This window comes from Prevotella disiens (assembly GCF_900454955.1).
Classification (GTDB): domain Bacteria; phylum Bacteroidota; class Bacteroidia; order Bacteroidales; family Bacteroidaceae; genus Prevotella; species Prevotella disiens.
On record NZ_UGTL01000001.1, the window covers coordinates 538,477 to 550,912 of the forward strand.

Sequence of the window (12,436 nt, forward strand, 5' to 3'; positions counted from 1 at the left end):
TCTATGACCCTTGAACAATACAATCAATTACCCTACGACTATGCGCACTGTGCTAGTACTCATTGCGAGAAAGCCAGCCAGTGCTTACGCCACACCGCCTACACGATGCTCGAAACAGGTGGACGGGAGCAGTATATGATGGTGAACACGAATGTGATTGCAGACAAGCAGCCTTGTCCGCTCTTCGATCCAAACTGCAAGGAACGTTTTGCATGGGGAATATCACGAATATATGACAATGTGCGGGTGGCTGATTTAAGTGATATCCGACAAAATCTCATCTACACCTTTGGGCGCACAGCCTATTATCGAATTAAACGAAAGGAACGTGTACTGACTGAAAGTGAGCAAAAGGAGATAAGAGATATCTTCACAGACATGGGTTACGACGGTTCTGCAATTGAGTTCGACAGCTATGAAGAACAATACCCTACACTTATGCGTACCTACAAACGTGTATAAAACAAAACATCATCTCGGTACTAAGCGATAGTTTCAACAGCTTGAAACTCTAATTTCATCAGTACGAAACTCCAGTTTCATCATATTGAAACTCTGGTTTCATTCCTATGAAAATAATTAGTTTATAAAGAGCAAAACAAAGCTATAGCTATTAAATATACTCAACTATAGTTCGCACCTTATGTTTCAGATAAATATTTGCTCAAGCTTTGTGAATATATAAAGTTGTACTCTGCTAAGCTTCCCTTATCACACATTGAACCAATTAATATCAAAGGGTTAGTTGCTTTAGACCTGTTTCATTTTGGTTGGAATATATGGAACCATTTTAGAGTAGGCAAACAAGATGAAATTTCACAGTTCCTCAAGCAGGTTTTTGCCACCACATTCAAAGATGTAGAAGTTGGAAGCATAAAAAGTCACCTCTGTGATGATGAGAAGAAAGGCACTATACCCATTGTACAAAGCCTTTCAGACCACCAAATAACAGAATAACACACAAACCTATTGTGTTTTTATAGTGTTTCTTCAGTGTCTTAGGACACAGAGGAAACACTTTTTTCATTTGCACCGTAAAAATCAATAACAAGTATTATGGTACAAAATGAAATCACTTTTGAGAACTTGCCAAAGGCAGTTGCTCACTTAGTCAGCGAAGTTGCTGAAATCAAGAATTTAGTATGTAAAGGACAAGCCCCTATTGTCCCTCCCAAACGTATTCCTATTGGAATAGATGATGCGTGTAAACTTATAGGGAAAGCCAAACCCACGGTTTACACCTTAGTACGTAAACGCTTACTACCTTGTTATAAGAATGGTAAGCATCTCTATTTTTTTGAAGATGAGTTGTTGGCATGGATTGAAGGAGGTAAGAAAAAGACTGTTGCCGAAATCAACAAGGAGGCAAAAGCTTTTATTTCTGAGAAACATTCTGATTCTTCCCTTTTATAAATATATGCATTATGGAAAAGGAAAGAACTGAAGGGCGAGCCAAGCAATCTAAGAATGAACGCATAGAGCAATTCTTGAAAGAGCATTATGCTTTTCGTTTTAATACAGTTAAAAATAGAACAGAGTTTCGAGAACAAGATTCTAATACTTCATTCCGTCCTCTTACTAAATATGATATTAACTCTATGCGTCGGCTGGTAGATGGGACTTTGGGAATATATACTCCAGCAGATAATATTCGAGCAATATTGGAGAGCGACTTTTGCAATAAAGTTAACCCGATTCGTGAGTATTTGTTGAATCTTCCAAAGCCTAAAGGTGAAGATGAGTCTGAAATTATAAGGTTGGCAAATTGTGTTGTGGTGAGAAATCCTGATAAATGGAAACACTACTTTGTAAAATGGTTGGTTGCTGTCGTAGCCAATGCTATGGATGATTTACAGTGTCGTAATCATACATGTTTAGTTCTTACAGGTGAACAAGGAAAATTCAAAACAACTTTCCTTGATTTACTCTGTCCAGAAGATCTGAAGAGTTATCTTTTCACAGGAAAGATTGACCCACAAGGAAAAGATGTACAAACACTGATTGCGGAATACCTTTTTATCAATATTGACGACCAGCTAAAGGCACTCAATAAGAGAGTTGAAAATGAATTGAAGAATCTGATAACGACACCAAGAGTAAAATATCGTAGACCATACGACACTTACATTGAGGAGTATCCTCACTTAGCAAGCTTTATGGCATCTGTTAATGGTAATGATTTTCTAACAGATCCGACAGGCAGTCGTCGCTTTCTACCTTTTGAAGTTGAACACATTGATATTGACGCAGCTAAAGAGATTGATATCAATAAGGTGTACTCCGAGGCAGTTGAATTGTGGAGAGTTGACTATCATTATTGGTTCAATGAAGAGGAAATAGCCGAATTGCATCAAGAGAGCGAAGGGTTTCAAGTGCAGACTGTTGAGTATGAAATGCTTCTTAAAGGTATGGAAAAGCCAGCAGCAACCGAAGAGAGTTATATGACCACTTCTGAAATCCTAAACTATTTGCGTGGATATACAACGCTTAACCTAAGTGAAAGGAGAATGGGAGAAGCCTTGAAAAAGGCTGGTTTCTTGCGGAAATCCAAAAGGATAGGTGGCAATCCAATGTATGTTTACCATATACGCAAGATTGTTCCAAATCCCTTTATTCAAAGTTACAATACAAATTATTAATACTACTTTACTACAAAGAGGGATAAGGCATTGAAAGAAAAAAGATTAGACCGTAGTAAACTATTAGATAGGGTGTTACTACCTCATTACTACCAGCCTATCATATGCAATGATTACTACAAGAAAGGTAAGTACTACATATTTTCCTTTCACAGTCAACGACTTACAAGAATATCACATTGTAGTAAGTACTAAACTTAAAAGTTACAAGTATGACAATAGATGAAATTAAAGCAATATCAATTAAAGATTACTTAGGTAGTATGTCTATATACCCTATAAAGAATTATGGCTATTACGGAATGTATAAAAGTCCATTCCGAAATGAACATACTCCAAGTTTCAAAGTTGATTATAACCAAAATCTATGGTATGACTTTGCACTTGATGAAGGTGGGAGTCTTATAGATTTAGTTATGAAATTACATAATTGCAGTTTAATACAAGCTATAGAGTTGTTTAATGGCAAACAAAATAACCTACCAAAATTCTCTATAGCTAATAGCAAAACAATTTCTCCAAACCAATCACGTATAAAGGTTATTGGCTCTACCAACTTATGTCATCCAAATCTCATAGAATATTTCACACATAGAGGAATCAATCTGAACATTGCGAAAAAATATTGTAGAGAAATCCATTATAGGATTGGTGATAGGAGTTTTTACGCAATAGGATTTCCAAATAATTCTTATGGGTATGCGTTGAGCAATCCATACTTCAAAGGGTGTTTGTCTCCTTCCGATGTGTCGTATGTTCCCAATCCCTCAGAATAAATCAATCTGTTTGAAGGTTTTATGGATTATCTTAGTTTGCTTACGATGAGTCCAGATGAAGAGAATAAAGCCGCACTGATACTTAACTCGATTAATAATATCAAAAAGTCAAGATTTTTTCTTTCAAAGCACAAGCTCATCTGTTCATATTTAGATAATGATGAAGGAGGAAAGCGAACTTTAGAACAACTTAAAAGAGAAGGTTTTGATGTTCAAGACTACTCTTCCGTCTTCCAGAATTATAAAGACCTAAATGAGTATTTATGTGCTGAATTCAAACATTCAGAGAAAGCAGAAAATAAGAGAATCAAAGGGATTAAGCTATGATTGTAGAATTTGCTTTGTATAATCTGTTTGTCGGGGAGCAAGTTTATGTTTTGGGCATACCAAAACTACTTGCTCTACCTCCTAACAGCCGTTGCAGAGGATTATCCCGCAGGTCTCCATCAAATCAAATAAAAGAAACAAGTATGATAAAAACAGAATATAAAAAAGGTGGTCGTCCAACCAAGGGCGTAGCCGAAAAGAAGAAATACCGTATCACGGTGAAACTGAATACGCAGGATTACTATACGCTTAAAGGCAAAGCCAAAAGCGCAGGAGTAACCATGAGTGAGTTTGTAAGAAAAGTTCTTGATAAAGGAAATGTCATTGAGCGACTGACCGTAGAGCAAGCAGACTTCATCCGTAAGCTGTGTGGAATAGCAAACAACCTTAATCAGTTGGCGCATCGTGCCAATGCGGACGGGTTTCATGCCGTTGCTCCTTTCCATAAAACCATCATTGGCAAGATTGATGAAATCCTAACCCAAGTTTAACGGGCATAATTATTTTTCATAAATTTTCAGTGTGTTTTGAGGGTTTCAGGTTTGCTAAGTACTTAATAATCAGCCGTAGCGTTTTCTGAATACGGAGTAAATCTGATTTGTAGGACACCAGCATATCAATTTTTTTTTGTTACTTTGCACCTATGCACGCAAATGTACAGACACGTTTTAATCCGGCAACTGGTGAAAAGACTCTTTATTATAGACTAAAAGAGTCATATCGTGACGTGGCTGGACACGTACATTCGCTCATCTTGCTCAATATTGGTTTTGACCCTTCTCTCACAGCTTTGCAGGTGAGAAGGATTGCTTTTGCACTTACAGAGCGTTTTAAGAACAGAGGAACTAATTCTTTATTTGGCAAGCATTTGGAGGGACTTACTGAACTGGAACAGGCTAAGGCGGATGAGTGGTGGCAGCGGATGAAAGAGGAAGGTGGAATTGATAGATTCGATAAGAAGGAACAGAAAGCAAGAAAGGAGTCTGAACGTTATATCGATCTTGCTACGGCAGAACATACTGACGCAAGGAATGTTGGTGCAGAATGGCTCTGTAAGCAGACCATTGATAAGCTGGGACTGGAAGAGTTCCTGCGTGACCAAGGATGGAGCAACCATTCTATCCACACCGCACTCTCTGCGCTCATCATCCGGACTGTGTATGCCGTGTCTGAACGTTCCTCGTATTATTATCTCAGGGATAATTCGGCTGCCGCCGAACTTTACACTGGTTCGCAAGACTGGACTCCGGGTATCAATGCCCTGTACAAGGTAACGGACAAACTCTATGAACTCAAAGAGAAGATAGAATGTCACTTGTGCAATGTAACAGATAACCTTTTTAATATAGCCTTAATTCCGCAACACTATTATAACTTAAACTTTTTAAGTACCTGAGCAACAAAAAGTTGCCCAGGATTTTGCCATGTCAAAGAATTCACTTATCTTAGTGTTGCAAAACAAGCAAGCAAAACTCTGATATGGCATGGCAAAAATACATATTAAATCCGATAAACTCACTCCTTTTGGAGGAATATTTTCAATCATGGAGCAATTTGACTCCACATTGTCATCTGTAATCGCCTCGACCCTCGGTCTAAGGTGTAGATCATTCGGTTATCAGTACAGCGAAATCATCCGTTCACTCATGAGTATCTACTTCTGTGGTGGCTCATGTGTTGAGGATGTCACTACTCATTTGATGAGCCATCTCTCGCTTCATCCGACACTTCGAACTTGTAGCTCTGATACTATCCTCAGAGCGATAAAGGAGCTGACGCAAGAAAACATCTCATACACGTCAGATACGGGTAAGAACTACGATTTCAACACGGCTGACACTCTCAATACTTTACTGCTCAATTGTATGTTTGCATCTGGCCAACTGAAAGAGGACGAGATGTATGATGTTGATTTCGACCATCAGTTCATAGAGACAGAGAAGTATGATGCAAAGCCTACATACAAGAAGTTCCCTGGTTATCGCCCTGGCGTGGCGGTTATTGGCGACTTAATCGTTGGCATTGAGAATAGCGATGGCAACACAAATGTTCGTTTTCATCAGAAGGACACGCTGAAGAGGTTCTTTGAGAGATTTGAACAGAACGGCCTTACTATCAATCGTTTCAGAGCTGACTGTGGATCATGTTCCGAGGAAATCGTAGAAGAAGTAGAGGAACACTGCAAATCCTTCTATATCCGCGCAAACCGCTGCAGTTCGCTCTACAATGAAATCTTTGCTCTCAGAGGTTGGAAAACTGAGGAAATCAATGGCATTGAGTTCGAATTGAACTCTATCCTTATTGAAAAGTGGAAGGGTAAAGCATACCGACTTGTGATTCAAAGACAGAAACGGTTGGATGGTGTATTGGATCTCTGGGAAGGAGAATACACATACCGTTGTATCCTGACTAACGACTATGTATCTTCCGTAAGAGAGATTGTCGAGTTCTATAACCTTCGAGGGGGAAAGGAACGTATCTTCGATGATATGAACAATGGTTTCGGATGGGACCGATTGCCCAAATCCTTCATGGCAGAGAACACCGTGTTCCTTCTTCTTACAGCACTTATCCGTAACTTCTACAAGGCCATTATCCAAAGACTTGATGTAAAGAGGTTCGGACTCAATACAACAAGCCGCATAAAAGCGCTTGTCTTCAGGTTTGTCTCTGTACCAGCAAAGTGGATCAGGACATCAAGGCAGTATGTGCTGAATATCTATACTTGTAACAATGCTTACGCGGATGTGTTCCAGACAGATTTTGGATAACGCCTACAATTTATGGGTATGATACTGCGTATTGCCTCAAGTCGCATTGTGGGGTAAGGGGATGTTGTAGGCTGAAGTGGGGGATTTCAGTTCTAATTATCTGCAAATTCAGTAATGAGAGGATGTGTACACGCAAGAAGGACGTTGAAAAGTTAAGTTGCGGATTTGAGGTATAGATAACAAGCTGATGCTCTTTGACTTGACAAATTTCTACTTTGAGGGTAGTAAGCGTGAAAGCAAGAAGGCACAGTTTGGTAGGTCAAAAGAGAAGCGATCAGATTGTAAACTTCTCGTCCTGGCCCTGTGTATCAATAAGGAGGGCTTCATACGCTATTCTTCTATCCTGGAAGGTAATACGGCTGACCCTAAATCACTGCCTGATATGATAGATACGCTGGCAGACAAGAATCCTGTACAAAAAGAAAAATCGCTTATTGTGATGGATGCAGGTATTGCAACCGGAGAGAATCTAAATCTTATTAAGGCAAAGGGTTACAACTATCTCTGCGTATCTCGCACCAAGCTGAAAGATTACACGCTCAGTGAGGACCATAAGAGCGTGATGGTAAAAGACGCCCGAAAGCAAACAATAACGCTCAACAAGGTACACACCGAAGGTGAGGACTACTATCTTGAGATAACCTCTCCATCTAAGGCTATGACCGAATCGTCAATGAACAAACTTTGGCGTGAAAGGTTTGAGACAGAGCTGAAGAAGATAAATGATGGTATTGCAAAGAAAGGTGGAACGAAACTCTACGAGAAGGTTGTAGAGCGTACGGGACGAGCCATACAGAAATATCCTTCTATCGCAAGATACTATGCGATAGACTACATTAGAAACGAAGAAAAACCAAAGGAAATGCTACGTGTAGACTGGAAGCTCAAAGACCTCTCAGCCATCGAGTCCGGACACGGCGTATACTTCCTACGGACCAATGTAGAAACACTCGATGAGCGTACCACATGGGACTATTACAACCTCATACGGGAAATCGAATGTACCAACAGGCAGTTGAAGACCGACCTGAACCTCCGTCCTATATACCATCAGACCGATGACCGGAGCGATGCGCATCTTTTCTTCGGTCTGCTTGCCTACTGGGTGGTAAATACCATCCGCTGCCAGTTGAAGCGAGAAGGCGAATCCTGCTATTGGACCGAAATCGTGCGGAGGATGAGCACCCAGAAACTTGTAACCACGGAAGGTAGGAACCCGTTAGGAGACATCGTACAGATGCGACAATGCAGCAATCCCTCAAAGCAGGCAACTGTTATATACGATAAATTAAAACTGAAATATGCACCATTCAGAAAAATAAAAATTTGTAGGACACAGAGTCCATAGCCAAAACTGAAAAAGTATAATAATAGCAAGATTCTACGATGATAGGTGTTAAACTTGGGCTAAATCTGATACGAAGATGATAGCAAAAATAATGAAAGGTTCGGGCTTCAAGGGTGTAATCAATTACATCCTTGACCCGAAGAAAGGAACGGAGCTTATAGACAGTTCCGGAGTGCGGACAGACAGTATTAGTCATATTGTCCAAAGTTTCATCGACCAAACAGAACTTAATCCGCGAGTGGGTAAGGTTGTAGGGCATATTTCCCTAAGTTTCTCTGTACAGGATTCTTCCAAATTAAGTAACAAGTTCATGGCACAAATGGCTCGTGAGTATATGGAGAAGATGGGGATAAAAGATACACAGTACATTATCGGTCGCCACTTTGACAAAGAGCACCCTCATGTGCATATAGCTTTTAACCGAATAGATAACAACGGCAAGACCATTTCTGATCGTAACGACAGATTCAGAAGTGAGAAGATTTGCAAGGAACTGACCGCTAAATATAGCTTGTACTTCGCTGGTGGTAAGGAGAATGTCAAGGAACATCGCTTAAAAGAACCTGACAAGACCAAGTATGAAATCTATCAGACGTTGAAAGCAGAGATTGCTCAGTGCAGGAATTGGAAAGACCTTCTTGCTCACTTGAAAAAGCAAGATATTGATGTCCGCTTTAAGTTCAAAAGCAACTCACAGGAGGTGCAGGGTATCATCTTTGAAAAGAACGGTTATCGTTTCAACGGTTCAAAGGTGGATAGGGGTTTCAGTTATTCCAAGATAGACTTTGCCCTGCAACAAAATAACAGGGAACACGAACAGCAGATGCAAGGAACGATAAATCTTATATCTAATGTTGCAAGTGTTACGAGCGAAATTACCAACGACCTTATAGAAGGAGGATTGGATTTGTTTCAAACTCATGGTACTGTCCCTGCGGAGGTTTACAACACACTCGATAAAAAGAAGAAAAAGAAAAAACGTAAAATACATTTATAACTATGGCTGATAATAATACATTTGTCCTCTTTGAGGAAATCAAAAACAAACTGGAGGCAATTTACAGGGAACTAAAGGAACTGAAAGAAAAGGAGAATGGTTCTGTTTCCCTCCCTGTTCAATCTACACCAGCACAAATTGATGAGCAGAAGGAACAGGAATTGCTCAATCAGTATGAACAGCGAACAAAAGAAGTGATTAACAAGTATATTGGTGTGCAAGTGCGCATCAAAGACGAGGAGGCTAAATCCATAGACAAATTGGCGGCAAGCGTATTGACCATGTTGCACGAATGGCAGGAGCAGAAAGAGCATCCAATACTGCAGGAACATATTCACAGGCACAGTTTTGACCTCAAGTCCTCGAAAATTTTTACTTATATGGTAGCAGTATCTGTCCTTTGTTTTATTTCTTTGGTCGGTAATTACTTCTTGTGGCAAAGCAAACAGCAATACAAGGATGATGCCTTGAAATTCCGTATCATCAGAGTATGGAGAGGATGTAGCTCAAAGGAGATCCTATGGCTCAATGATGTGTTTGACATTCATCGCAATGATGCAATAATTAAAAAGATCAAAAAGCATACAGATGATTATAATGTGGGACTGAAAGCAAAAGCAGATAGTCTAATGCAGAATAATCTACAAAATAAGAAAGGCAAATAGAATTGTAGATATAAGACTTTTGAAGGAGGAGAAAATATCTCCTCTTTTTTATTTCTTATGCAAGAAAATTTACTATATTTGCAAATAATAATATAATATTTATGGAAAGTCCAACTAATAGAATTAAAGAGGTGCTTATCGAGAAAGGGATTAAGCAAACATGGCTTGCCGAGAAACTCGGCAAGAGTTTTACGATAGTGAACTCATATGTTTGCAATCGTCGACAGCCAAGCCTAGAATTGCTATTTCAGATAGCAGAGATTTTGCAGGTTAATCCAAAGGAATTGATTAACACCCCAGATGAGTAATAAGAAGTTTTTCGGTTTACATCAAGAATAAAGTTCTGACATAATAAAAAAGAATCATGGCAAAACAAAATACAGCTGATATTGGATTTGAAAAGGAAATATGGAAAGCAGCAGATTTGCTTCGTGGCAATCTGGATGCTTCCGAATATAAATCGGTAGTATTGGGATTGATTTTTCTAAAATACATCTCCGATAAGTTTGAAACCAAATATCAAGAATTAGTCAATAATAAAGAAGGATTCGAGGAAGACCGCGATGAATATATGGCGGATAATATTTTCTTTGTCCCACAAGAAGCACGGTGGAGTGTAGTAGCAAAAGCAGCCCATACACCAGAAATAGGTACGATAATCGACAATGCCATGCGTCTGATTGAAAAGGAGAATCTCCGTTTGAAAGGTATTCTGCCCAAAAATTTCGCCCGACCAGAATTAGACAAAAGGCGTTTGGGCGATGTGGTAGATTTATTTACCAATATTCAAATGAAAGAACATGGAGATTCCAAAGATATATTGGGACGCACATATGAATATTGCCTTTCTAAATTTGCAGAAGCAGAAGGGAAATTAGCAGGAGAATTTTATACACCTGCTTGCATTGTTCAAACACTTGTCGAAGTTCTGAAACCTTATCACGGACGAGTATATGACCCTGCTTGCGGATCTGGTGGAATGTTCGTACAGTCTGCCAAATTCATAGAGAGGCATCAAGGCAATATCAAAGATATTTCTGTCTATGGTCAAGACAGCAATCCTACGACATGGAAGATGGCTCAGATGAATCTTGCTATTCGAGGCATTGAAGCTGATCTGGGTAAGTTTAATGCAGATACATTCTTTGACGACCAGCATCCAACGTTGAAAGCCGATTTTATTTTGGCTAATCCACCATTCAACCTTAGCGATTGGGGAGCAGACAAGTTGCAAGACGACGTGCGTTGGAAATTTGGCATTCCACCATCTGGCAATGCCAACTTTGCATGGTTGCAACACATGATACATCATTTATCCCCCCAAGGGAAAATAGGTATGGTATTGGCAAATGGTTCTTTATCTTCACAGACAGGAGGTGAAGGAACTATTCGTGAGAATATCATCAAGGCCGATTTGATAGAAGGTATTGTTGCACTACCCTCACAGTTATTTTATACAACAGGTATTCCTGTTTCTCTATGGTTCCTCAATCGTGAGAAGAAGCAGAAAGATAAAATTCTGTTTGTAGATGCAAGAAACATGGGAACAATGGTTACCCGCAAACTTCGTGAGCTCCAAGAGGCAGACATTAAAAAAATTGCAGACACTTTTGATAAATATAATGATGGTACACTTGAGAATGAAAAAGGCTTCTGTGCAGTTATAGCCCTTGGCGATGTGGCAAAACAAGACTATATTCTTACGCCAGGACGTTATGTCGGCATAGCAGAACAGGAAGACGATGGTATTCCTTTTCAAGAGAAGATGGATAAACTCACAACCGAATTGTCCGACTTGTTTGCACAATCTCATGATTTGGAGGATGAGATACGAAAACAGTTGGCAAGCATAGGCTTCACAATCAAGTAAAAGGCAGCATGTTCTTCCATATTATCAATCCATTAATATAGAAGAACATGAAAGAAAAATTAATTTTAGAAATTAGCAATGCAATGGCAGGTATACTAAGTGTAGAACAAATGGCACAACTCAATGGAGTATTACTGCAAGTAATCAGTAACTACACTATTTCGGCAGACGATGAGCAGATGCAAGAGAATAATGCATCTAATGAACGTCTGTTAGAGATATTCCTGTCAGCCAAGCAAGTTGAAGGTTGCACCACACCTACCATAAAATATTATAGTTCGACCATCAAGCAACTTTTCAAGAGAATGCCTAAGAAAGTTACGAACTACACGACAGAGGATATTCGTGCTTATTTGGCTGTATTTCAACGGAAACACAAATCGAGTAAAGTTACAATAGACAATATCCGTCGTATCTTTTCATCTTTCTTTTCATGGTTAGAGGATGAGGATTACATCATTAAAAGTCCTGTACGTAGAATACACAAGGTTAAGACAGGAACACAGATTAAGGAAGTCCTTACAGACGAAAATTTAGAACAACTGCGCGATAACTGTACAAGGGTACGAGATTTAGCAATGATAGACCTCTTGGCTTCTACTGGTATGCGTGTTGGAGAACTTGTAAAGCTCAATCGTGAGGATATAAACTTCAATGAGCGTGAGTGTATCGTTTTCGGTAAAGGCAACAAGGAACGTATCGTATATTTCAATGCTCGTGCAAAGATACATTTACAGCAATATCTCGCAGAGCGGAAAGACAGAAACAAAGCATTGTTCGTGTCCCTTGCCAAGCCACACAATCGATTACAAATATCAGGAGTTGAGACAAGATTAAGAAAGATTGGGAAGCTTTCAAAGATTGTCCGTGTCCATCCACACAAGTTCCGTCGGACACTTGCGACTATGGCTATAGATAAAGGTATGCCCGTGGAGCAAGTGCAAAAACTCCTTGGACATGTTAAAATTGATACAACCATGCACTATGCGATGGTCAATCAAACAAACGTCAAACTCTCTCACCGCAAATTCATCAGTTAAATC

The 12,436-nt window shown here is 39.5% G+C and carries 10 protein-coding genes and 4 pseudogenes; all 14 read left to right on the forward strand.

Annotated elements, in window-relative coordinates; all coding sequences use genetic code 11:
* The first annotated feature begins 3 nt into the window (after positions 1–3).
* The 14 genes and pseudogenes from DYI03_RS02255 (at position 4) to xerA (ending at position 12,433) form a co-directional block, all read left to right on the forward strand.
* Positions 4–462 carry a DUF6078 family protein gene (locus DYI03_RS02255; RefSeq protein ID WP_025064813.1) on the forward strand — a complete coding sequence of 153 codons (459 nt, stop codon included), beginning with the start codon at positions 4–6 and terminating at the stop codon, positions 460–462.
* A 129-nt stretch (positions 463–591) separates the two neighbouring features.
* Positions 592–957: pseudogene (locus DYI03_RS13885) on the forward strand (mobilization protein); the annotation flags it as partial.
* Positions 958–1,056: 99 nt separating this feature from the next.
* Positions 1,057–1,413, forward strand: a complete 357-nt coding sequence (locus DYI03_RS02265) for a helix-turn-helix domain-containing protein (protein ID WP_021668066.1) — start codon at positions 1,057–1,059, stop codon at positions 1,411–1,413.
* An 11-nt stretch (positions 1,414–1,424) separates the two neighbouring features.
* Positions 1,425–2,639, forward strand: a complete 1,215-nt coding sequence (locus DYI03_RS02270) for a virulence-associated E family protein (protein ID WP_021668065.1) — start codon at positions 1,425–1,427, stop codon at positions 2,637–2,639.
* Between the two features lie 212 nt (positions 2,640–2,851).
* Positions 2,852–3,742: pseudogene (locus DYI03_RS02275) on the forward strand (toprim domain-containing protein).
* A gap of 143 nt (positions 3,743–3,885) precedes the next feature.
* Positions 3,886–4,233 (forward strand): MobC family plasmid mobilization relaxosome protein, encoded by a 348-nt coding sequence (locus DYI03_RS02280; RefSeq protein ID WP_036869600.1) that lies wholly within the window; start codon positions 3,886–3,888, stop codon positions 4,231–4,233.
* 152 nt (positions 4,234–4,385) lie between these two features.
* A pseudogene (locus DYI03_RS02285) lies at positions 4,386–5,090 on the forward strand (IS1634 family transposase); the annotation flags it as partial.
* 136 nt (positions 5,091–5,226) lie between these two features.
* Positions 5,227–6,513 (forward strand): IS1380 family transposase, encoded by a 1,287-nt coding sequence (locus DYI03_RS02290; protein WP_115367874.1) that lies wholly within the window; start codon positions 5,227–5,229, stop codon positions 6,511–6,513.
* A gap of 172 nt (positions 6,514–6,685) precedes the next feature.
* Positions 6,686–7,861, forward strand: a pseudogene (locus DYI03_RS02300) (IS1634 family transposase); the annotation flags it as partial.
* 76 nt (positions 7,862–7,937) lie between these two features.
* Positions 7,938–8,858 carry a relaxase/mobilization nuclease domain-containing protein gene (locus DYI03_RS02305; RefSeq protein WP_102697906.1) on the forward strand — a complete coding sequence of 307 codons (921 nt, stop codon included), beginning with the start codon at positions 7,938–7,940 and terminating at the stop codon, positions 8,856–8,858.
* Between the two features lie 2 nt (positions 8,859–8,860).
* On the forward strand, positions 8,861–9,523 hold the full coding sequence (locus tag DYI03_RS02310) for a hypothetical protein (RefSeq protein WP_025064793.1): 663 nt from the start codon (positions 8,861–8,863) through the stop codon (positions 9,521–9,523).
* Positions 9,524–9,624: 101 nt separating this feature from the next.
* On the forward strand, positions 9,625–9,831 hold the full coding sequence (locus DYI03_RS02315) for a helix-turn-helix domain-containing protein (protein ID WP_004362600.1): 207 nt from the start codon (positions 9,625–9,627) through the stop codon (positions 9,829–9,831).
* A gap of 56 nt (positions 9,832–9,887) precedes the next feature.
* Positions 9,888–11,393, forward strand: coding sequence for a type I restriction-modification system subunit M (locus DYI03_RS02320; protein ID WP_021668324.1), 1,506 nt, complete (start codon positions 9,888–9,890; stop codon positions 11,391–11,393).
* Positions 11,394–11,440: 47 nt separating this feature from the next.
* Positions 11,441–12,433 carry a site-specific tyrosine recombinase/integron integrase gene (gene xerA / locus DYI03_RS02325; protein WP_021668325.1) on the forward strand — a complete coding sequence of 331 codons (993 nt, stop codon included), beginning with the start codon at positions 11,441–11,443 and terminating at the stop codon, positions 12,431–12,433.
* Positions 12,434–12,436: the final 3 nt, after the last annotated feature.

Bases quoted from the DNA above. Each gene is read 5' to 3' on its own strand.
- DYI03_RS02255 (WP_025064813.1), top strand. From the start codon at position 4: ATGACCCTTGAACAATACAATCAATTACCCTACGACTATGCGCACTGT.
- DYI03_RS02265 (WP_021668066.1), top strand. From the start codon at position 1,057: ATGGTACAAAATGAAATCACTTTTGAGAACTTGCCAAAGGCAGTTGCT.
- DYI03_RS02270 (WP_021668065.1), top strand. From the start codon at position 1,425: ATGGAAAAGGAAAGAACTGAAGGGCGAGCCAAGCAATCTAAGAATGAA.
- DYI03_RS02280 (WP_036869600.1), top strand. From the start codon at position 3,886: ATGATAAAAACAGAATATAAAAAAGGTGGTCGTCCAACCAAGGGCGTA.
- DYI03_RS02290 (WP_115367874.1), top strand. From the start codon at position 5,227: ATGGCAAAAATACATATTAAATCCGATAAACTCACTCCTTTTGGAGGA.
- DYI03_RS02305 (WP_102697906.1), top strand. From the start codon at position 7,938: ATGATAGCAAAAATAATGAAAGGTTCGGGCTTCAAGGGTGTAATCAAT.
- DYI03_RS02310 (WP_025064793.1), top strand. From the start codon at position 8,861: ATGGCTGATAATAATACATTTGTCCTCTTTGAGGAAATCAAAAACAAA.
- DYI03_RS02315 (WP_004362600.1), top strand. From the start codon at position 9,625: ATGGAAAGTCCAACTAATAGAATTAAAGAGGTGCTTATCGAGAAAGGG.
- DYI03_RS02320 (WP_021668324.1), top strand. From the start codon at position 9,888: ATGGCAAAACAAAATACAGCTGATATTGGATTTGAAAAGGAAATATGG.
- xerA (WP_021668325.1), top strand. From the start codon at position 11,441: ATGAAAGAAAAATTAATTTTAGAAATTAGCAATGCAATGGCAGGTATA.